The organism is Pseudoalteromonas sp. S2755 (assembly GCF_005886535.1).
In the GTDB taxonomy this organism is placed as follows: domain Bacteria; phylum Pseudomonadota; class Gammaproteobacteria; order Enterobacterales; family Alteromonadaceae; genus Pseudoalteromonas.
Window position 1 is genome coordinate 1 of record NZ_PNDS01000093.1, and the last position, 22,920, is coordinate 22,920.

General features: G+C 42.3%; 18 protein-coding genes. 15 read left to right on the forward strand and 3 right to left on the reverse strand.

The genetic code is table 11. The annotated features are described in order from the left end of the window. Positions 1-267: 267 nt before the first annotated feature. Positions 268-891, reverse strand: coding sequence for a guanylate kinase (gmk, locus tag CWC03_RS15535; RefSeq protein ID WP_138582666.1), 624 nt, complete (start codon positions 889-891; stop codon positions 268-270). A gap of 564 nt (positions 892-1,455) precedes the next feature. After that, positions 1,456-2,451 carry an aspartate--ammonia ligase gene (asnA, locus tag CWC03_RS15540; protein ID WP_138582667.1) on the reverse strand — a complete coding sequence of 332 codons (996 nt, stop codon included), beginning with the start codon at positions 2,449-2,451 and terminating at the stop codon, positions 1,456-1,458. A 161-nt stretch (positions 2,452-2,612) separates the two neighbouring features. On the opposite strand from asnA, the gene asnC reads away from it, so the two are divergent. The 3 genes from asnC to recG are packed head-to-tail and all read left to right on the forward strand — an operon-like array spanning position 2,613 to position 5,936. Continuing rightward, positions 2,613-3,071, forward strand: a complete 459-nt coding sequence (gene asnC, locus CWC03_RS15545) for a transcriptional regulator AsnC (RefSeq protein WP_010374296.1) — start codon at positions 2,613-2,615, stop codon at positions 3,069-3,071. A gap of 50 nt (positions 3,072-3,121) precedes the next feature. Continuing rightward, positions 3,122-3,820, forward strand: a complete 699-nt coding sequence (gene trmH, locus CWC03_RS15550; protein ID WP_010605868.1) for a tRNA (guanosine(18)-2'-O)-methyltransferase TrmH — start codon at positions 3,122-3,124, stop codon at positions 3,818-3,820. A 28-nt stretch (positions 3,821-3,848) separates the two neighbouring features. Further along, on the forward strand, positions 3,849-5,936 hold the full coding sequence (recG, locus tag CWC03_RS15555) for an ATP-dependent DNA helicase RecG (RefSeq protein ID WP_138582668.1): 2,088 nt from the start codon (positions 3,849-3,851) through the stop codon (positions 5,934-5,936). Positions 5,937-5,949: 13 nt separating this feature from the next. On the opposite strand, the gene CWC03_RS15560 is transcribed toward recG, so the two are convergent. Then, entirely contained in the window at positions 5,950-6,420 is a 471-nt protein-coding gene (locus CWC03_RS15560; RefSeq protein ID WP_138582669.1) for a GNAT family N-acetyltransferase, read from the reverse strand. 164 nt (positions 6,421-6,584) lie between these two features. On the opposite strand from CWC03_RS15560, the gene CWC03_RS15565 reads away from it, so the two are divergent. The 12 genes from CWC03_RS15565 (at position 6,585) to CWC03_RS15620 (ending at position 22,845) form a co-directional block, all read left to right on the forward strand. Continuing rightward, positions 6,585-7,247: an alpha/beta hydrolase gene (locus CWC03_RS15565; protein ID WP_138582670.1), complete on the forward strand. Its 663-nt coding sequence runs from the start codon at positions 6,585-6,587 to the stop codon at positions 7,245-7,247. 184 nt (positions 7,248-7,431) lie between these two features. Continuing rightward, positions 7,432-8,157, forward strand: a complete 726-nt coding sequence (locus CWC03_RS15570) for a TetR/AcrR family transcriptional regulator (RefSeq protein WP_138582671.1) — start codon at positions 7,432-7,434, stop codon at positions 8,155-8,157. 15 nt (positions 8,158-8,172) lie between these two features. After that, entirely contained in the window at positions 8,173-9,273 is a 1,101-nt protein-coding gene (locus CWC03_RS15575; protein WP_138582672.1) for an efflux RND transporter periplasmic adaptor subunit, read from the forward strand. Continuing rightward, on the forward strand, positions 9,273-12,380 hold the full coding sequence (locus tag CWC03_RS15580; protein WP_138582673.1) for an efflux RND transporter permease subunit: 3,108 nt from the start codon (positions 9,273-9,275) through the stop codon (positions 12,378-12,380). The genes CWC03_RS15575 and CWC03_RS15580 overlap by 1 nt, the downstream gene beginning before the upstream one ends. A gap of 242 nt (positions 12,381-12,622) precedes the next feature. Further along, the gene (gene mads1 / locus CWC03_RS15585) at positions 12,623-12,793 is read left to right on the forward strand and encodes a methylation-associated defense system helix-turn-helix domain-containing protein MAD1 (RefSeq protein WP_138582674.1); all 171 of its coding nucleotides are present in this window, start codon (positions 12,623-12,625) and stop codon (positions 12,791-12,793) included. A 9-nt stretch (positions 12,794-12,802) separates the two neighbouring features. After that, positions 12,803-13,726, forward strand: a complete 924-nt coding sequence (locus CWC03_RS15590; RefSeq protein ID WP_138582675.1) for a restriction endonuclease — start codon at positions 12,803-12,805, stop codon at positions 13,724-13,726. A gap of 8 nt (positions 13,727-13,734) precedes the next feature. Continuing rightward, positions 13,735-16,554, forward strand: a complete 2,820-nt coding sequence (locus CWC03_RS15595) for a type I restriction endonuclease subunit R (protein WP_138582676.1) — start codon at positions 13,735-13,737, stop codon at positions 16,552-16,554. Beyond that, the gene (locus tag CWC03_RS15600; RefSeq protein ID WP_171040268.1) at positions 16,551-18,254 is read left to right on the forward strand and encodes a restriction endonuclease subunit S; all 1,704 of its coding nucleotides are present in this window, start codon (positions 16,551-16,553) and stop codon (positions 18,252-18,254) included. Before CWC03_RS15595 ends, CWC03_RS15600 begins: the two co-directional genes overlap by 4 nt. Beyond that, the gene (locus tag CWC03_RS15605; RefSeq protein WP_138582678.1) at positions 18,254-20,014 is read left to right on the forward strand and encodes an AAA family ATPase; all 1,761 of its coding nucleotides are present in this window, start codon (positions 18,254-18,256) and stop codon (positions 20,012-20,014) included. Before CWC03_RS15600 ends, CWC03_RS15605 begins: the two co-directional genes overlap by 1 nt. Beyond that, positions 20,001-20,783, forward strand: a complete 783-nt coding sequence (locus CWC03_RS15610) for an HNH endonuclease (protein ID WP_138582679.1) — start codon at positions 20,001-20,003, stop codon at positions 20,781-20,783. The genes CWC03_RS15605 and CWC03_RS15610 overlap by 14 nt, the downstream gene beginning before the upstream one ends. A 41-nt stretch (positions 20,784-20,824) precedes the next feature. Continuing rightward, complete coding sequence (locus CWC03_RS15615) at positions 20,825-22,369, forward strand: class I SAM-dependent DNA methyltransferase (RefSeq protein ID WP_138582680.1); 1,545 nt, start codon at positions 20,825-20,827, stop codon at positions 22,367-22,369. A gap of 188 nt (positions 22,370-22,557) precedes the next feature. Then, complete coding sequence (locus tag CWC03_RS15620) at positions 22,558-22,845, forward strand: hypothetical protein (RefSeq protein WP_138582681.1); 288 nt, start codon at positions 22,558-22,560, stop codon at positions 22,843-22,845. The last annotated feature ends 75 nt before the right edge of the window (positions 22,846-22,920 follow it).

The following is a 22,920-nucleotide window of genomic DNA, read 5'->3' on the forward strand; positions in this document are numbered from 1 at the left end:
ATTTCATTGAGTTAGTTTTATCTCCCTTTGTGATTTCAAGGATGAAATTTTTTCTTACTAAATAACCTGAGCTGCGGATAATTAATGCCTTTCTAGCAGCCAGTTTTAGCGCTAACTGCGTTGAATTCACTTCCAATAGCCCGCTATTGGTACGTAAATTCGCCTTGTTCCCCCTAAAACTCTCTGGCTAAACAAGGATATGAATTAGGCCGATTGTAAATACAATAAGTTAGCCATTTCTTATCCAAACCTCAGGTTTAAAAGTAATTATTTTAGCAAGTCGGCGATAAGTGCTTGATGACGGATAGACTGCGCTTGTTGCTCAAGTCTTGCGGCAATAACAATATGTTCAAGTTCACCGCGTGTTTGCTCAAAGTCATCATTGACTAGAATATAGTCAAACTCGTTATAGTGTGAGCTTTCTGATTTCGCTTCAGCCATGCGACCTGCAATTACTTCTTGAGAGTCTTGACCACGACCATTTAAGCGCTTTTCTAGCTCCGCAGTTGAAGGAGGTAAAATAAAGATAGTCTTTACTTCAGGCATCAACTCACGCACCTGACGCGCGCCCTGCCAATCAATATCTAAAAATACATCAATACCAGCGGCAAGTTGATCTTCTATCGCTTGTTTTGAAGTGCCGTAATAATTTTCGAATACTTGCGCCCACTCGAAAAAGTCACCTTTGTCGATCAATTGCTTAAACTCATCGACAGAAACAAAGTGATAATGCACACCATTTTCTTCGCCCGGACGAGGCGCTCGTGTGGTATGAGACACCGACACTCTAATGTCGTCGTGCTTTTCCAATAGCGCTTTAATTAAACTTGATTTACCCGCACCAGAAGGTGCAGAAAGGATAAACAGATTACCGCGTGTAGCTGATGTCATAGTCGTTCTCAACAATAAATACCGGCCGAGTAATATTGGTTTACTCAAGTCTGCCGCAGTGCTAAAAGCGGGCATTATACCGAGTAAAGTATAAGAATACACTAGGGATCAAAACAAGGAAAAATCGAGGAATAAATTCAGCGTTGTGAGTAACCCAGAAACCTATCACTGTGCCAAATTTATTCCTCTAAAACGGAGTGTTATTTCACCGCATAAAGCGCCCCCCTACCAAGGCATTCACTCAATTAGAGCGAGTTCATCTCGCGATCTTTTAACCGCTCGCCGCGTGAAGCGGCTCCTACCAAAATATTAACCCAATTGGAGCGAGCTCATCTCGAGATCTTTTAACCGCTCGTCGCGTGAAGCGGCTCCTACCAAAATATTCACCCAGTAGGAGCGAGTTCATCTCGCGATCTCTTAACCGCTCGCCGCGTGAAGCGGCTCCAACCAAAATATTAACCCAACTGGAGCGAGCTCATCTCGAGATCTTTTAACCGCTCGTCGCGTGAAGCGGCTCCTACCAAAATATTAACCCCGTAGGAGCGAGTTCATCTCGCGATCTGTTTAAAGCAAATCAGTTACGCTGCTACGTACTTCTTCAGGCCATACCCCAACTTGTACCTGACCAATATGCTGTTTTTGCAACAGCAACATCACTAAACGCGATTGGCCAATACCACCCCCAATGGTTTGTGGTAATTCGCCCGCTACTAATTGTTGGTGCCAATCTAAACTCAAGCGTGCTTCGTCATCGGTTAATTTAAGCTGTCTTGCAAGTGAGTCAGGGCAAACACGAATGCCCATTGATGAGATTTCGAATGCGTCTTCTAGCACCGGGTTCCACACCAAAATATCACCGTTAAGCCCTTGGTATTTGTCGCACGTTGGTGTTGACCAGTCGTCATAATCCGGCGCACGAACATCGTGAATTTTACCATCACCAAGCTCGCCACCAATGCCAATTAAAAATACCGCGCCATATTCTTGGGCAATCGCTTTTTCACGTTGCTTGGCAGTAAAATCTGGATACATAGTGCGTAATTCTTCACTGTGTACAAACGTAATTTTCTCAGGGAGGAATGCCGCAATGCCAAATTCATCCTCAACCACTTTTTCAGTTGCTTTAATTGAGCGATAAAGGGTTTCTACCGTTTCTTTTAGTTTTGCCAGCGAACGCTCACTGTTTTCGCAAATCACCTTTTCCCAGTCCCACTGATCCACATAGACAGAATGGATTGGCGATAGCTTATCTTCGTCAGGGCGTAGTGCTTTCATGTGCGTGTAGAGGCCTTCACCTTTAGCAAAACCATAATCGCCTAGTGTTTTACGCTTCCACTTAGCAAGTGAATGCACTACCTCAAACTGCGCATCTGGTAGCGTTTTCACTTTTACCTGCACCGCCTGCTCGTGACCACTTAGGTTGTCTTGAATACCGTCGCCCAAACGCGCCAAAATAGGCGCTTGTACTTCAACTAAACCCAATTGCTCGGTTAACTGTGCTGAAAATACTTGTTTTACTCGTGCTATCTGTTTTTGTGTCTCTTGATACTTGCTCAACATGGTTAGATCCTCATTCCCGAATTTGTCGTTTTGTTGAGTCTATATTTAAAGAAACCGACACAAACATCAATAACCCGCAACAAAAACACCTTTACATAATTATTTTCATCAAAAATATGCTATAAATTTTATATAAACAACAATTGTTAATGGATATTTACATGGAAAATTATGAGATCGACAATCTGGATAGATCCATCCTTCACGCTTTAAAAGAAAATGCACGAACGCCCTACGCGGAATTAGCAAAAAGATTTGCTGTTAGCGCCGGTACCATCCATGTTCGGGTCGAAAAAATGAAGCAAGCAGGGATCATTGAGGGGACTCAAGTGAGCATTAATGCCAAACGACTTGGTTATGATGTCTGCTGTTTTATCGGAATAAACCTAAAACACGCCGGCGACTACCCGGGAGCCATTGCACGTTTAAAAGAATTTGAAGAAGTTGTTGAGGCCTACTACACCACGGGCAATTACAGCATTTTTATCAAAGTAATGGCGCGCTCTATCGACCACCTACAGGATGTGCTTATCAATAAAGTGCAAACCATTGAGTCGATCCAGTCAACCGAAACACTGATCTCACTGCAAAACCCGATTCAGCGCACCGTTATGCCCTAGCTTCTTTTTTGTTATAATCGCGGGAATTTTTTGATTAGAGTAGTAAGTAGATGGCTGAGAATAGATTCCATCGTGTAAAAAGCGTATTAGATAGACGCCAAACCGACCTCACAGTGTGCCTAGATGAAGTACATAAGCATCACAACCTGTCAGCGATTGTTCGTACCGCAGACGCGGTTGGGTGTCACCACGTACACGCGGTATGGCCACAAGATCAAAGACGGTTAACAAATAATACCTCAGGCGGAAGCAAAAATTGGGTTGAAACCCATATGCATGAGGATATCGACCAAGCTGTTGCGACAATTCGTGAACAAAACCCAGGTGTACAATTATTAGCAACTAACCTTAGCGATAGCGCCGTTGATTTTCGTGAAATTGATTACACTAAACCCACCGCTATTATTGTCGGTCAAGAGCGTTTAGGGATCTCAGAGCGCGCACTTGAGCATGCGGATCAGCACATCGTGATCCCAATGCAAGGTATGGTGCAATCACTCAATGTGTCTGTTGCTGCAGCACTTATTTTATACGAAGCGCAGCGCCAAAGAGATGCAGCCGGACTGTACAAACGTACAGATATGATGGATCCTGTGGTAAAACATAAGTTACTATTTGAAGGATGTCATCCAATCATTGCAACCCGCTGTCGCGAAAAAGGGCTACCTTACCCGGCACTTGATGAGCACGGTGAAATCGTTGCAGACGACGCTTTTTGGGACATTCTTAAGTTTACGCAGAAGAAATAAATAACGCGGATCGCGCTAGAGGATTAGCATGTCGACACCAAATTTGGCCACTTATCCAATCACCGAATTAAAAGGCGTAGGCCCAAAAGCAGCCGAGCGTTTGGCCAAACTTGGCATTCAATCGGTGCAAGACATGTTATTTCACCTTCCGCTGCGCTACGAAGATCGCGCGCGCACCTATCCTATCTGCGAGCTGCAAGCGCATAGCCATGTCAGCATTGAAGCCGAGATTGAACGCAGCGAAATCACGCAAGGCAAACGCCGCATGTTGGTGTGTTATGTTAATGATGGGACGGGGCGGATCGCGCTGCGCTTTTTCAACTTTAATGCAGCACAAAAAAATACCATGCAAGCGGGCAAAATAATCCGCTGCTTTGGTGAGGTTCGCCGTGGTCATTATGGCTTTGAAATGGCACACCCAGAGTACAGCATCAAAGAGACACGCTCTGCACCGAGCGATCCGAGCCTCGCGACGCTTACCCCAGTTTATCCTACCACCGAAGGGTTAAAGCAACTGAGCATTCGGGCAATTGCCGATCAAGCTGTTGAGTTACTGCGAAAATATGATGTACCAGACTATTTACCAGCTCAGTATCGGCCATCACAGCAAAGCTTAAAAGAAGCGCTGTTGTTGCTGCACCGCCCACCACAGGAAGTGGATTTAGCGCAATTAGAGCTTGGGCAACACCCCGCACAGGCACGATTGGCATTTGAAGAGTTATTGGCGCAAAACCTCAGCTTGCTTAAGCTTAGGCAAAAAGGCCAAGCGGTAAAAGCGGTTGCACTAGCGCCCAGCAATCCACTTGAAGCCCAGTTTTTGTCGGCCTTGCCATTTTCCCCCACCAATGCCCAAAGCCGAGTAGTGGCAGAGATCAAAGGCGATTTACAACATCCCTACCCCATGATGCGATTGGTGCAAGGGGATGTTGGCTCAGGAAAAACCCTTGTGGCAGCGCTTAGTGCGTTAACGGCTATCGCGCAGGGTTATCAAGTGGCACTAATGGCACCCACTGAGATCCTTTCCGAGCAACACGGCATCAACTTCCTTAATTGGTTTGAACCTATGGGCATAGAAACCGTATGGCTGGGTGGTAAAACCAAAGGCAAGGAACGCACTCATGCGCTGGAGCGAATTGCTTCAGGGCAAGCACAGATGGTGGTCGGCACCCATGCGTTATTTCAAGAGCAAGTACAGTTTTCTAACCTTGCGCTTATCATTATCGACGAGCAACATCGTTTTGGTGTGCACCAGCGCTTAGCGCTGAGAGAAAAGGGTAAGTTTGGCGATTGCTATCCACATCAGCTGGTGATGACTGCAACCCCAATCCCAAGAACCTTGGCAATGACGGCCTACGCAGATCTTGAAACCTCAATTATCGATGAGTTACCACCGGGCAGAACACCAATCACGACCGTAGCCGTGCCCGACACCAGACGCAATGAAGTGATCAAAAAAGTACAAAAGGCCTGTGTTGAAGATAAGCGTCAAGTTTACTGGGTATGTACCCTGATAGATGAGTCGGAGGCGTTACAATGCCAGGCCGCAGAAGACACCGCCAAAGCACTTGCCGAAGCCTTGCCAGAACTTAATATTGCGCTGGTACATGGTCGCATGAAAGCCCAAGAAAAGCAGATCATCATGGACGAATTTAAACAAGGTCATACTCATGTGCTGGTTGCCACTACCGTGATTGAAGTAGGTGTGGATGTCCCCAACGCTAGCCTTATCATCATTGAAAACCCTGAGCGCCTGGGTTTGGCGCAGCTGCACCAATTGCGCGGCCGTGTTGGTCGCGGACAAATCGCATCACATTGTTTACTGCTTTACCATGCTCCACTATCAGTCACTGCGCAAAAGCGTTTGGGGGTGCTTAGAGAAAGTAACGACGGCTTTGTCATTGCCGAGCGCGACCTTGAGATCCGCGGCCCGGGTGAAGTACTTGGTACAAAACAAACTGGATTGGCGGAGCTAAAAGTTGCCGATCTTAGTCGTGATAAACATTTATTACCACAAGTGAGAAGCCTCGCTTTTACCGTGCTAAAAAACCACAGCGATATTGTTGACCCTATCATCTGGCGCTGGATGGGTGATAAGAGTGAACTAGCCATGGCGTAAGCCTTAAGCGTAATTATTTCTGTGTGTAGATGAGCTCAATTTCACCATCAAGCCTTCTTCCTGTCGGAATAAAACCTAGTGCTTGATAAAAATTCAACGCGTTTTCGGCCTCTGTATCCATGGTTGTGAGCGACAAACCAACTAATCCTATTAACTCAGCATACTGTTTGGCAAAACACATCGCGGCTTTACCATAGCCTTTAGATTGTGACGCTTCATCAATCATCAACCGCCATATGTATAAGTGTTGTGCCTGAAAGTGCCCATTGTCATCCCCAACCAAGCGAGGATCAATAAGCGCAATCATACCAACAGGCAAGTCATCATCGTACATACCAAAACACACGCTGTCTTCATTAAAGCTATCCTCAATGATCCACTCGGCGTTTGATGCAATTAGATGTTGTTGTGAGTCGCGCACTTTTAACTTGAGCATGTCCTCTGCTACATCACTATTTACTTTCAAAAACTGTAATCTACTCATTCGATTTACCCTATTACCTGTTTCGCTAGTTAGTGTACCTACTATAGAAATATCTGCATACTTTATTGGCCTTCACCTCAATACTCAACGATGGTCGCGCTACACTTGCTTCTTTTATCAAAGCTTGGCTACCATCTCGCTACATCAACTAAAAAAACTCACAAATGAATCCTTTACTACGTGCTGCATACACCTCATTTGCCGCTTGCGTGGCGTCAATCGCCTCTGCAAAAACAATTTACCCAGATGTACCAGAGCAGATTAATCCATCTGCCAAATATGTTTTTTACTCTCATGGCTATATCGTTGAAGGTGATAATGAAACGCCTATCCATAAGCGCTGGGGTAAATATGACTTTCCAGCCATCAAGCAAGCTTTAAGTGATGATGCCTATACGCTAATTGCTGAGCACCGCCCTAAAGGCGTTGCACCAGAAACGTATACAAAAACCCTCGTTAGCAAGGTCCGCAAATTACTGGACGCGGGCGTCAGTGCTAGCAACATTACGCTCGTGGGGTTTTCTCGCGGTGGTGCATTAACGATAATGACAAGTGATACATTAAAAAATGATGCCATTCACTATGTGCTACTAGCAGGCTGCGCTGGCCTTATCAAAAGTAAAACCGAAATTCAGCTCTACGGCAAGGTGTTATCCGTTTACGAAACCTCAGATCAAGTGGGTTCTTGCGATTTTGTGAAAGCACGCTCTGCAAACCTCAAAAGCTTTACTGAGTTTTCTATTTCAACCGGTAAGGAGCACGGCGCTTTCTATGTCCCAAGAGAGGAGTGGTTGAAACCCGTTAAAAGCTGGATTTTAAACCACTAAACCATTAGCACGTCGCGATACCAATAACGCGCCGTGCTGAGCCTTTCTTCAGAGCCTATCTACACACCAAATTCCTGTTTTGAAAACAATACCCTGTTTGCTTATTGCTCTTTTAGAAATGCACTCTATAATTGAACCTTATTCGAATACCATTCGAATAAGGTTCAACCTCTAAGGAGAAACGATGGCACCGGCACCTAAATATGATAAAGAAACCCAGCAACGCATGATTTTAAACGCTGCGGAGCAATGCATTAATGAGTCTTCGGTCACTGACTTTACAATGGCAAAGGTTTCTTTGCTTGCGGGGTTGTCTATGGGCTCAATCTATAAATTTGTGCAGACTAAAGAAGATCTAGTAATGGCGCTAGCCTATGAGTCTTTTACCCATACATCCAATGTTTTTAAGCAAGTGTTGTCCTTACCACTTAGCACGCCAGAACGCATGCTCGCGGTGTGTCTTATCTCGCCACAAAAGCTTAAACGCTTCTCTTTTGATTATGAATTACAGTCCTACTCCACCAATGAGGCGGTGATCAAAAGGGCTTCTGAGTTTTGGACTAATAAAATTATCGAATCCTGTGGTGGTTGTGAAAACGTGTTTAAACAAGCGCTGATTAATGGTATTGAGGCAGGTGAATTGCAAGCTACACCAGATCTGCATGACATGATAGAAGAAATTATTATCACCGGCTGGGCGCTTACCGTAGGGTATGAGCAAGTAATGCGCTTGCAACAAACTAAACAAATTGTTGAGGGCACAGCTTCACTGCTCGCACCACTTGAGCTTAATGACCCTGTTATTCGTAGCACTGTACGATTACTTAACAGTTATCCATGGAAACAGCCTATCACCCAAGATTCGCTGGTACGCATAGAGAAAGAATTGCAAACGCTCAAACTTCGTTAACTTAAGGAAACTTCAATGAATATTAAACGCTGGCTTATGGCCGTTGTCATTATTCTCATCGTGATTACCAGTCTTGGCTTTGTGAAATTTACACAAATCCAAGCGGCAATCGCCTTTGGGGAGTCTTTTCCGGAACCTTCGGCTTCAGTTAAAAGTACATATGTATCAACTACTGAATATATTAAATCGGTAAAGGTTGTAGGTCAGCTTCATGCCAAGCGCACCGTCACCATTAGTAACGAGTATCCTGGTCTTATCACCTACGTCGGTTTTAAGCCCGGTGATCAAGTAGAGACGAACCAAATATTACTGCGCCTAGACAGCAGCATTGATGAGGCAAATCTATTAGCAGCTAAAGCTCGAGTAAAACTCGCTAAATCCACTTATCAACGAGTTGCCAAATTACTTGAACAAAAGCGGATCAGCCCTGATGAGGTAGACAAAGCCGAAGTCGAGGTGGCAATTAATCAGGCTGAAGTAAAACGACTAACCACGTTAATCGAGAAAAAAACCATTCGTGCACCTTACCCGGGTCAAACAGGCCTAGAACAGTATCAAGTCGGTCAGTTGCTAGATGCCAATAGCGAAATCACCTTCTTGGTTGGGTTAGACGACAGTATTTGGGTGGATTTCAAAATGCCACAAACCTTACCACAACCTAACATAGGCGAAGACGTTAGCGTGGCAATTTCTAATGCTAGCGGCCAAATGCCTGCTCGCGTCTCAGCCAAAATGCCAATGGTCGATGTCGCATCGCGTCAACAAAGTTATCGTGCTGAGCTACAAAACAGCAATGGTACACTCAGCCACAATCAAATGGTGTTAGTCAATGTACCGACCGAGATTGTGAGCGCCGCAGTAGTGCCAACCAATTCGATTACGCGCAATCACTTTGGTGAGTTTGTTTATGTACTTGAAAAGGACGAGAACCAAAACTGGCGAGCAAAGCCAGTAAAAATCACTTTAGGTGATAAGGTAAACGATCAGCAACTTGTGCTATCAGGCCTTAGCGGCGGTGAATTTATTGCTGCTGAAGGCGCATTTAAGCTACAAGAAAACTTACTGGTTTATACCGATCAGGTTGCCGCTGTTGATGGCAATAACGGAGGCCAGTAATGAGCGCATTACACGAAAATAAGCCGTCTATCATGGATATTTTTGTTAACCGGCCGGTACTGGCAATAGTGGTGTCATTGCTTATTGTGCTAGCGGGGTTTAATGCCGCCCGAGATATATCGGTGCAGCAATATCCAAAAATAGAAAGTGCTTCACTGGTGATCAACACTGTCTATACAGGCGCTGCCGCAGACGTCGTTAAAGGCTATGTTACCGAGCCAATCGAGCGAGTGGCCTCTACCGTTCCTGGCGTCGACTATGTAGACTCGATAACTACCTCGGGACTTAGCAAAGTTACCGCTTGGCTTGAACTTAATCATAGTACCACCGATGCCTTGGCTGAGCTGACCACCCGATTAAACCAGATTAAGTTTGAGTTACCCAGCGGAGCGGAAGATCCAGCCATTCAAATCGTACGTGCCGATAGTCCGTATGCGGTATTCTATCTCGATGTGGAATCTCAAGGTCTGCCACGTAATAACGTGAGTGATTATTTGATCCGTAATGTTGTCCCTTCTATGTCTGATATTCCCGGTGTCCAAAAAGTGACGCTGGAAGGTGGCCGCGATCCAGCAATGCGAATTTGGCTCGATACCGAAAAACTCGCTATCTATGGCGTAAGTGCCAGCGATGTATTTACCGCGCTACAAGCAAACAACACCATTGCCACCTTAGGTTACAGTGAAAATAACAGACAACGCATCGACCTGATGGCCAATACCTCGTTAAAAACGGTAGCTGATTTTAACAACCTAGTGGTAAAAGAAATCGATGGCACGCAACTCAAGCTTGGTAACATCGCCACGGTAGAACTTGGTGAAGCCGAAGGCATGGTAACCGCACGCCTTGATGACCACGATACGGTATTCTTAGCGGTGTGGGCATTACCAGGTGCCAATGAAATCGATATTGGTGATGCGCTGTATAAAAAGATTGATGAGATAAATACCATCTTACCCGACGGCATGCATCTAAGAATTGGCTACGATGGCACGCTTTATATGCGTGATTCCATAAAAGAAATCTTCACCACGCTTGGAGAAACCGTCCTACTCGTGGGGATTGTTGTACTCGCGATGATGGGCTCGTTTAGAACCGCCATGGTGCCGCTGGTGACCATTCCTATCTCGATTTTAGGCGCAATCGCGGTGATCTCGGCAATGGGCTTTTCGCTCAACTTACTGACCATTTTGGCTATCGTGCTTTCTGTTGGGTTAGTGGTGGATGATGCCATTGTGGTAGTTGAAAACGTTGCGCGTCATATGCGCGAAGGCAAACCCAGGTTACAAGCGGCGCTTATCAGTTCACGTCAATTACTCGTCCCAATAATTGCCATGACGCTGACCCTTGCAGCAGTCTACGCGCCAATCGGCTTTTTAACAGGGTTAACGGGGTTCTTATTCAGAGAGTTCGCGTTCACCCTAGCCATTGCGGTATTAATTTCTGGACTAGTTGCTATTACCTTATCGCCCATCATGAGTGCCTACGTTAATCCCGAAGGCGGTAAAGAAGGTAAATTAACGCAAAAGGTCAATGGCTATTTTGATCGATTACAAGCGTTCTACTTTCGAGCGCTAGATACCTTGTTTAAGTGGCGCCCACAGGTCTTTTTTGTCGCTATCGTGTTCTCTTTATTGTCGGTGCCGTTTTACCTGTTATCACAAAAAGAGCTAGCGCCCATCGAAGATCAAAGCAGTATCCAAGTCGTAGTGGAAGCACCACCTGAGTCTTCTCAAGCTTATACGTCAGCGAAAATGAATGACACTGCCGAGGTCATGAACGCCACTGAAGGCGCTGAGTTTACTTGGCAGATTATTACGGCGGCAGCAGGTTTTGGTGGTGTAGAGCTTGCACCATTTGATGAGCGAGAAAACTCAGTACACGACTTGCTATACGATCTATACGGCCGGTTAGGCAGCGTGACTGGGCTAAGTTTATTTCCTATTTTACCAGCATCGCTTCCTACCGCAGGACAGTTTGATGTTGAAGTAGTATTCCGTGCCAGTGACGACCCAACTGCGATGAAGCAGTACGCTGATGAGATTATTCAACGCGCAACCGCCAGTGGCAGCTTTATGTTCGTCAATACCGACCTAAAAATCGACCTGCCGCAAGCCGAGCTCGAAATCGACCGAGAGCTAGTTGCAGACTTAGGTCTCAGTTTGTCGTCGGTAAACGAGCAACTTAGTATTTATATGTCGAATAATTTTGCCAACTACTTCAACAAAGAAGGTAAAGCCTACCGCGTCATTCCCATTGTGGGCGATGGCGAAAGGTACAATCCTGAGAACATTCTTAATATGCAAGTAAGAACCGATGCTGGCGATCTCATTCCAATTTCAGCGTTTGCCACCTTGCGCACCTTCACAAGCCCTAGAGTGCTTGGCTCATTCAATCAGCAAAACTCGTTTAGAATATTGGCAGGGACACTGCCACACATAACCAAAGAGCAAGCGCTAACACAGGTAGAAGAAATTGCAGCAGAAGTCTTGCCTAGCCATTACTCCATTGACTACGCTGGCGAATCAAGACAGCTAAGAAAAGAAGGCAACACCATGGTTGGCGTACTTTTGTTTGCCATGATAGTGGTATTTTTCTTACTGACTATCCAGTTCAACAGCTTTAGAGATCCGCTCGTGGTACTACTCGGCTGCGCACCGCTGGCACTCGCCGGTGCATTGATGCTGCCGTTTTTATCACTCACAACAGTCAATATTTACAGCCAAATCGGCCTAATTACCCTCATCGGTTTAATAGCCAAAAATGGCATCTTGATTGTTGAATTTGCGAACCACTTACAGCTTGAAGGTAAATCGAAATTTGAAGCCGTAAAAGGGGCTGCGGCCACACGACTGAGACCCATCCTAATGACCACAGGTGCAACCGTGCTTGGTCACTTCCCGTTGGTCTTGGTAACCGGCGCAGGCGCAGAAGCGCGCAACAGCATAGGTATTATCTTAGTCGCAGGCATGCTCATCGGTACTTTCTTCACTTTGATTGTCTTACCGCTGCTATATGAAAAGTTAGCCAGCGATCACCGTGGCGAAGCCGAAACTATTGAAACCCACCCAGAAGCGCAATTGGCAGGCAAAGTCAGTATGACGTGATAACTGGCTAATAACCAAAAGGACACTAAGTGCCATGCTTAGTGTCCTTTTTAATTGGTAAAACCTTTTTGAACTAAATCGAACAAGGATAGAGCGTTCTGGCTCGGGCTCGTGATAGATAGTTTAATAATAAAACGTGATATCTCATGACAATTAAAAATTCTAACAAACCGGTAAGGCAATTTCTTGTTATTTCCTTAATTTTCTCATATTGTGACTAAGTTCATTATTGAGATAGTCCGATGACAGACGAAATACTTACTATTCAAGAGGTTGCTACATACCTCAAGTTGAATGAAAAAACGGCTTATCGCCTTGCAAGCGAAGGTAAACTGCCCGGATTTAAAGTGGGTGGCTCATGGCGCTTTAAGCGTGTTGACCTAGAGAAGTGGATTGAAGAACAAAAACAATAAGGATATTGCGTGATACCCAATTACGAACAATTTATGCGTCCATTCTTACAAATTGCTAACGATGCAAATGGCAATGAAGTAAAGCTACGTGATGTTATTAATCAACTAGCAGATCAATTTGACTTAACTGAAGAGGAAAGGTCTGAAACCTTGCCGAGTGGTCGCCAAAGTATTCTAGATAACCGAGTTGGTTGGGCACGCACTTATTTAACAAAAGCGGGATTGTTAGAAGCTACTCGCAGAGCACACTTTGTTATTACCCCTCGTGGTAAAGAAGCTTTGTCTGAAAATGTGGATATTAATAACGAATACCTGAAAAAATTTGATGAATTCATCGCTTTCAAACAAAAAAGCAATGATGAAGCTGGCAGCGAAGTTGAATCAGGTATCACTGAGCAAGAAGAAGTTTCAACACCCGATGAAATCTTGAGATCCGCATATAAAAAAGTTAATGAAGCACTCGCTCAAGAAATCCTAGAGCGTACCCGCAAAGTAACCCCCGATTTTTTTGAAGATTTACTCATCGAACTACTAATCGCTATGGGGTATGGAGGTGCTGGTGAAGGTGCAGCTCATGCGCTAGGTAAATCAGGAGACAATGGTGTTGATGGCGTTATTGACCAAGATCCATTAGGTGTCGATCAAATATATATTCAAGCTAAGTGTTATTGCGAAGGTAATAATGTTGGTGCAGGTGATATCAGAGACTTTTTTGGAGCACTAAACCTTAAACGTGCGCAAAAAGGTATTTTTATCACAACATCAGATTTCACATCATCAGCACAAGAAACTGCAAACAATCTAGGCACTCGTATCGTCTTAATTAATGGCAAAGAGCTAGCAAAACTCATGCTGCGCTACAACATTGGTAGTCGAGATGAAGATGTATTGCATATTAAAAAGATAGATGAAGATTTCTTTGACGAAGTTTAGGAAAGGTTATGGATATTGAAGGATTAAAGCCTGAAACCCAAGTTCGATTAGGCATTGACGAGCAATTAAAGCTCGCTGGCTGGAAAGTACAAACATGGCCTAAGGTTAACCTTGGCGAAGGTTTGGGGGTTGTGGTTAGAGAATACCCAACCGATACTGGTCCCGCTGACTATTTACTATTTGTGAACCGCAAAGCAGTAGGTGTTATTGAAGCCAAAAAAGACGAAACCATTCTCTCCCAAGTAGAAGAGCAAACACTTCGATATGCCACGAGCAAAATAAAATTCCGACAAGATGAAGAGCCTCTTTCTTTCCTATTCGAAGCTACAAGCCAAGTTATTCATTTTACTGATTTAAGAGATCCTGCTCCAAGAGCAAGAGAGATTTTCCATTTCTTCAAACCAGAAACACTTCAAGACTGGCAAAAGCAAACTAGCTCTTTGCGTTCTCGCTTAAAAAATGAAATGCCAGAATTGCCGAAAGCGAAACTACGCGACTGCCAAATAAACGCGATCACAGGATTAGAAACATCCCTTGCCGATAACAGACCTCGCTCATTAATTCATATGGCAACAGGTGCTGGCAAAACGTTTACCGCAATTAACTCAGTGTACCGATTACTAAATAATGGTGGTGCTAAACGAATCTTGTTTTTGGTTGATACCAGAAACCTTGGTAAGCAGGCACAACAAGAGTTTCATGCTTTTAAACCGCATGGTAAAGAAACATTTTTTCATGAAAATCACATAGTACAGCGACTCAATAGCAGCACCATAGATGATGCTGCTGAAGTTTGTATTTGTACTATACAAAGGATGTATTCGATTCTAAGTGGTAAACCGATAGACGAAAGCGCAGAAGATTTATCACCACATGAAGTTAAGCAAAATCAACAACAGGCAAAGTTGGTGAAGTATAATCCAGCAGTTCCAATTGAAACCTTTGACTTTATTATTGTTGATGAATGTCACCGCTCTATTTATAACCTTTGGAAACAAGTGCTCGATTATTTCGATGCATTCATTATTGGTCTTACTGCCACACCTGATAAACGCACATTAGGCTTTTTCAACGAAAACATTGTTGCGGAATATAGTTATGAAGACTCTGTGCTTGATGGCGTAAACGTTGGTTACGATGTCTATGAAATTGAAACCGAAATCGGTAACAAAGGTGCTGAACTGAAAGCCAAAGAATGGTTAGATCATCGAGATAAATTGACTCGCAAAAAACGCTGGGCACAAGCAGAAGAAGATAACACTTACACCAGCAAAGAGCTTGACCGCTCAGTGGTTAATACCAGCCAAATCCGTCAAGTCATTAGAGCAATGAAAAAGGCGGTAGAAACTGAAATATTTCCTAACCGCAAAGAAGTGCCGAAAACACTTATATTCGCCAAAACAGATAGCCACGCTGATGACATTATTCAAATTGTTCGCGAAGAATACGGGCAAGGAAATGAGTTTTGTAAAAAGGTTACATATAGCGCTAAAGACCCTGATGGCATATTGAATGACTTTCGTAACGACTTTAACCCACGCATCACAGTGACTGTTGACATGATCGCCACAGGAACAGACGTAAAACCATTAGAAGTTCTACTGTTTATGCGTGATGTTCGTAGCAAAGGCTATTACGAGCAAATGAAAGGCCGTGGCGTAAGAAGCTTAGGTTTTGAAGATCTTCGCAACGTTAGTAAAAGTGCGACTAGTGCTAAAGATAGATTTGTACTAATCGATGCAGTAGGTGTCGAAAAGTCGCAAAAAACAGAGAGCCGCCCATTGGAACGTAGTCCAAATCTTTCAATGAAGGACTTACTTCAAGGCGTTGCTATGGGGCATCGCGATGATGACACAATACAAAGCTTAGCAAATCGCTTAACCCGTCTAGGTAAACAAATTGATACTCGCGGTCACAAGAAAATAGAGAAGCTTACAGGTAAACCAGTTGCTCAATTAGCAAGAGAACTATTAACCGCGCTAGATCCTGACGCAATCAATCAAAAAGCATTAGAAAATGCCAAGGCACAGGGTATTACACGAAGTGAAGAAACACTTACCGATAATGAACGCGAAACCGCAAAACAACAACTAATTGATAAAGCATGTGAAAGTTTTGATAACCCTGATGCCAGAGATGTGATCGAGTCTGCCAGAAGAGAACGCGAACAAGTTATCGACCACATTAATTTAGATACGGTGACTTACTCCGGCTACAGTGCTCAAGCAGAAGAAAATGCAGAAAAGGTAATACAAAGCTTTAAAGAATTTATTGAGCAGCATAAAGACGATATACAAGCACTCAGCTTTTTCTACCAGCAGCCTTATCAGCGCAGACCATTAACTTTTTCCATGTTAGAAGAATTGCACCAAGCGTTAAATAATCCTCCGTTGTTATTAACAACGGAAAAGCTATGGACGGCTTATGAGCGCATAAATTCAACAAACCCGATCAATAAAAACAGCGGTAAAGGTAAAAAAGCCAACACCCAAAGGCAGCTAACCGATATAATCTCGCTAGTAAAATATGCTATCGGTTTAGAGACTGAGCTTAAACCATTTGCTGAGCAAGTAGACGCTAAATTTAAAAAATGGATCTTCCGCCATAATGCCCAAAGAAAAACAGCATTTACCGAAGAACAAACTGCATGGCTTAGATTGATAAAAGACCATATTGCAGCAAGTTGCTCCATTGAACGCGATGACTTTGACTACAGCCCCTTTTCCGATCGTGGCGGTTTACAAAAAGTGTGGGGCTTGTTTAACACCGAAGCTAAAAACGAATTAGATAGCCTTATGGCTGAAATGAATCAGGAATTAATTGCGTGAGTATAGATGTAGAATTACCTAATGGCTGGATTAACATCAACTTATTTGATTTATGTACTCCGAAACAATGGAAAACAGTTGCAACTAAAGATTTGAAACAAGTTGGCTATCCTGTTTATGGTGCAAATGGTCAGATCGGTTTTTATGATGAATATACACATGAAAAGCCCACCTTAATGATTACATGCCGAGGAGCAAGCTGCGGCAATATTCATCTTTCAGTACCATTTTCATACATAAATGGAAATGCTATGGCTCTAGATCAATTGGCTGAAAACGCTTGTGATATTAAATATTTGGAATATTTTTTAAGAAACACTGACTTCAGTAACATTATCTCTGGTTCAGCTCAACCGCAAATTACGCAAGTCAACTTGAAGCGAATTTCAGTAAGGTTAGCCCCAATAAATGAGCAGAATCGTATAGTTGAAAAGCTCGATGAACTGTTTTCAGAATTAGATGCTGGTGTAAATGAGCTAAAAGCAGCTCAAATTAAACTTAAGCACTATCGTCAGTCCTTACTAAAAAGTGCTGTAGAAGGTGTTCTTACCGAAAAATGGCGAGATGATAATAAACGTCAAATCGAAGAAACAGGCGAAGAGCTTTTAAAGCGAATTCTTGTTGAGCGGAAGCAGTGCTGGGAACTGCAACAGCTAGCTGAGTTTAAAGAGAAAGGCAAAACACCATCTAAAAACTGGCAAGCTAAATACCCTGAACCAGTCCAGCCTGATACAACTGATTTACCTGCACTTCCTGAAGGGTGGGTATGGGCTACTATTGACCAGTTAGCTATTAACAAGCGTTATGGTTCTTCGTCCAAAACTAATGATGATGCGAGTGGTGTTCCAGTATTACGAATGGGAAATATCCAAGATGGCAAGCTGGATTACGATAATTTGAAATATTTGCCGGAAGATCATAAAGAGTTTCCTGAGCTTTTATTAAACGATGGGGATTTGCTCTTTAATCGAACAAATAGTGCTGAGCTTGTTGGAAAAACGGCAGTTTATAGAGATATAGGCAAATCTGTATCTTATGCTTCCTATCTTATTTCAGTTACTTTTTCAGAACATTTTTTGCCAGAAATTGCTGCTCACTATATTAATTCGGTACTTGGCAAAAAGTGGATTGCAGAGGTTATGAATCAAACGGCAGGCCAAGCTAATGTTAACGGAACCAAGCTCGGAGCATTGGCGATACCTCTTCCTCCAATATTGGAACAGAAGGTTTTGATTGAAGAAGTATCAAATGAATTTGAGTCAATTGACCTTCAAATCAAAGCTACAGCGCTCGGTTTAAAACAGTCTGAAGCTCAGCGAAAAAACATCTTAAAAAGTGCATTCTCAGGAGAGCTAGTTCCTCAGGATGAGAATGACGAGCCTGCCTCTGTATTGTTAGAAAAAATCAAAAAAGAACGCGAGGAATTAGCGAAACAAGCTAAACCTAAGAGAAATCGCCAAGCTAAAAAAAAAGTTGATGTGATGAGTACATTATTAGAAGTGTTAACCGTAGAAGATAGATGGATTGATGCGCAAGAAGCATTTAAAAAATGTGGCATTGTAGATGGTACATCCATAGACCGAGTTGAAGAAATTTATACTGAGTTACGAAAACTTGAAAAGTCTGGTCAAATTGAAATTGAGCGCAATGGTAGTTATGACCAAATAAGACTTATCAAGCAAGAAGTTAAGGAAGATTAATGCGATTAGCCTCATTTACTATTGGCTCGGAACGAGATGGTAATCGACAACAGTTTAAAAATCTTAAAAACGTTACCATCGACTTTGAAGAAGAAGAATGGATTACGTTAGTTATCGGCTGGAATGGCACAGGTAAATCAAATGTACTTGAAGCATTAGCCGTTTTATTTCGCGATCTCATTATGGGTAAAAATGAGAGAGGAGAAAAAGATAAACCAACATTTTCTTATGTTCTTCGCTACTTTTGCCATGAAAAAGAGATTGAAATAGACGCTGACCCCGATCGTGTTAAAGATGCCTATAAAATCAGTTACAGAGATTTAGGAGAAGCAAAATCTGAGGAGTCTGCTCAAGCAGATTTATTGAGTGTGCTAACGGGAAAGAAAGAGTTAGCTAAAATAGCATTTAGTAAGTTTAAAAAGCAGCAAGACGACTTCTTGCCAAAATATGTTTTTGGATACTACTCAGGCCATAGCGATAGGATGCAGTCCGTTTTTAGGCCGTACCTTCAGCAATATGATAAAAAGCTTCGCAATGCAAAATCTGAAGATCCGGGTTTAAGGCGTTTATTTTATGCGTTACCTGTACATAGCCAATTTGTGTTGCTTGCCTTTGTGTTAAGACAAGATGACTTAGTTAGACACTTTCTAGACACTCAATTAGGTTTAGAAACTGATGAGAATGCTGAAAGTATTGATTCTGTGCTATTAGAGTTAAATGAACCTTCTTGGAACCTAAATAAAAGTAAAACTCCTAAAGGCGAACACAATGCCTGCCAAGCAAAACCTGATATTTTTTGGGGTGCAGAGGGTGTAGTTCGTAAATTTTTAGATCGTGTACACAAGGTATCTTCTGCACCAATAAAAATAAAAAGAAATGATGAAGCTACTTTATGGAATAGTAAAAAACGTGAATATCTTTATATGTTTATCAAGGATTTAAAAAAACTTGATGAACTAGTAGGTTCTCAAGAACCTAGAAAGTTTTTCCGCGACCTAGAAAGTACTTACGTCTCTGAGCTAATCAGCGAAGTTCGCATTAGAGTTAAGCTTAAAAAGAATGATGGCAGCGTTACGTTCAGAGAGTTAAGTGAAGGCGAGCAACAATTGCTAACAGTGTTAGGTCTATTAAGGTTTACCGCTGAAGAAGAAAGCCTATTTTTACTTGATGAACCAGACACTCACTTAAATCCTAAGTGGAGTGTTGACTACATTGATTACCTGAACAAATTCGTGACCTCTGGTTCTAAAGGTGAAAATAATAGCCATATTGTTCTCACTACACATAATCCAATTGCAATTGCTGAATTAACTAAACAGCAAGTACAGATTCTTAGCCGTGATGAAGAAACAAGAATAATTGATTCGCATAAGCCTAACTTTGACCCTAGAGGGATGGGATATGCGGGTATAATCACAAGTGATATGTTTGGCTTGGCTTCTTCAGTGGATAGTTATACAGAAGAACTGCTCGAAAGTAAGAGACAAATTACAGCTAAAGATGAAGCATTAACTAGTATTGAGAAGTCAAAACTAAACGAAATTAACTTAGAGCTTGATAAGCTAGGTTTCAGATTTTCTAATCGCGACAGAGTTTTTGAAGAATATCTTCGAGCAAGATATGAATTCGATTCACAGCGAGAAAGTAACCAAAAAATTGATTCTTTGCCATCTGAAGAGAAACGCGTAGCCAGTAAAGTTCTGATTCAAAAAGTAATGCGGAAGTTAAAACAAGAAGGAAAGGATAGTGAGACGAATTGATATTCGAAGACTAAACCCCTCTCAGGATTGGAAAACAAGAGCGCAGAACAAGCAAAGCAATATTGATAATGGCCTTTGTGAAGCTAAAACTGGTCAAACTATATGGGCTGAGTTGAAACCAGCGCTAAAAGATTTATCTAAAAATAAATGTTGGTATTGTGAATCAAGAGAAGATAGATCCGATAATACAGTCGATCATTTTCGACCTAAAAGTATTTACCCTTGGTTTGCTTTAGATTATGAAAACTTTCGATTCGCTTGTACGTTTTGCAACAGCGTTAGAACAAACCCCGAAACAGGAGAAAGTGAAGGAAAAGGAGACCATTTCCCTTTACTTGCAGGTAATAGAGCAACAAATCGTATTCAGAGAAATACTGAGTCTTTTGTTTTGCTTGATCCATGCAAAACAACTGATGTCGGATTATTAGATTTTGGTGATGATGGTCGTCCAAGACCTAAATACCCCAACGAAGAAACTAAAAATCAAAGAGTTCTCGATTCAATAAAATATTATCATTTGGATCATCCTGACTTAAACGAAGCTAGAAGATTATTGGCTTTAGATATTCGAGACCTAATCGAAACAGGTGATGAATTGTATCCAGATCTCAACACAGGTAACGGAGCAATAGATAAAGCTTTTGAAACAGTCGTGGATTCGATAGCAAGACTAATTGTTGCTGAAGCGCCATTCTCTGTATTCGCAAAAAAAATGGTTAAAGGGTTTCAAAATAGAGAGTGGGTTGAAGACATTCTAGAATGCGCATAACACTGTAAATTAAACAAAGTAGTATATTTGGTGGATAAGTTATGAACGCTCCTGCGTTAGTACAAAAAGTTTGGAATTACTGTCATACATTGCGTGATGATGGTGTTGGTTATGGCGACTACTTAGAACAGTTAACCTATCTATTATTTTTAAAAATGGCGCATGAATATGCGCAGCCACCTTATGTCAGAGATACTAAAGTTCCGGCTGAATATAATTGGGAATCTCTACGTGGGTTAACAGGCGAAAAACTAGAAGAACAATATAGAAAGATCTTAAAAAACCTAGCAAAAGCTGGCGGCATGTTAGGCGCTATATTCTATAAAGCTGAAAATAAGATCCCAGACCCTGCAAAGTTATCTCGTATTGTTACCATGATAGATAACGAAAACTGGATAAGTTTAGATGCTGATGCAAAAGGTGACTTATATGAAGGGCTTCTGCAAAAAAATGCGGAAGATACAAAAAGCGGTGCTGGTCAATATTTTACACCTAGACCGTTGATTGATGCCATATTAGCGTGTGTTCAGCCTGAACCGAAGAAAACCATTGCAGATCCAGCTTGTGGAACTGGAGGTTTCTTCTTGAGTGCCAGCGACTGGATTGCTTATGGTGATCCTCAGTGGATTCAAAAGGAAATGACCCATTGGAATCCATCAAAGCATGACGAAAGCATTGTTCCAAAGTCGAAGTTAAATAAGGCACAAGCACAATCGTTAAGAGACAAAACATTTAGAGGTAATGAGATTGTCCCTTCAACAAGGCGCATGTGTTTGATGAACTTATTTTTACACAATATTGGCAGCATTGATGGGCAACCTGAAGTTGAAAGAGCTGATGCATTACTAACACCAATTACAGGTGAAAATAAGGTAGATTATGTTCTCGCGAACCCCCCCTTCGGAAAGAAGAGCAGCGTTACCATAACCAATGCTGAAGGTGGTGAAGATAAAGATGCGCTTACTTATGAGCGTCAAGATTTTTGGGCAACCACTACCAACAAACAGTTAAACTTTTTACAGCATATTGTTTCAAGCTTAAAAGACACTGGTAAAGCCGCTGTTGTATTACCTGATAACGTATTGTTTGAAGGTGGTGCTGGTGAGCGTATTCGTAGAAAGTGGTTAAATAACTGCGATGTGCATACCATCTTAAGATTACCAACAGGTATCTTTTACGCTAATGGTGTGAAAGCGAATGTTGTGTTTTTTGACAATGCCGCCCGTGATGAAAAAGTTCACACCAAAGGTATTTGGTTTTACGACCTAAGAACTAATAAACACTTCACACTAAAACAACGACCAATGACACTGAATGACTTAAAAGACTTCATTAAGTGTTACAACCCTGAAAACCGTCATGAACGTGAAGAGACTGAGAGGTTCAAATACTACAGTTATGATGAGCTAATCAATCGAGACAAAGCGAGCTTGGATATATTCTGGCTAAAAGATGACAGCTTAGATAATTTAGATAATCTGCCACCGCCTGATGTTTTACAGCAAGAAATCATCGACCATTTGGAAGCTGCGTTAGCTGCTTTTAAAGATGTAGCAGCGGGGTTGCCTTCTAGCGTAGAAGAATAATGTTTATCCTGTAGCCAGTTGTCTTATATCTGGCTACAGTCCTCTGTTAACATTAACAATAGTTATGTTGCCTTGTTATACCTTCATATAATGGTTAAAAAGACAGGATTAGATCCACGCTTTCAATATGTTTTTAACCACAAATTTCCTAATATCAAACTTTACTGCAAATAGAGTAAAGGTGACTTATGGATACTATAGTTTGCGATTGGCAAATCGTGACAGTTGAAGACGGTGGGCACCGAATCGGTCAAGTTTTATTGGGCACCTGTGTTGAAGATAAATCTTTTAGATTTGGCAAAGGTGACTATATCTGCACCTCAAAACTGGTGGAAATAAAGCCGAAGAAAAATCTTATAAAAACAGCAAGTGGCAGTATCTACAAAGTAGTCGGTGACGGTAAAAAAGCTACCGTTGAATTCTGTGATTTTGAATTACTCCGCAACGGTTTCAACCCTCAGCATGTAGTGGCATAGTTAATTTGGCCACCCATTAAGAAAGAAATGTTATGCTATTTGCATACAAATTTGGGTGAAAAGATGACGAAATTT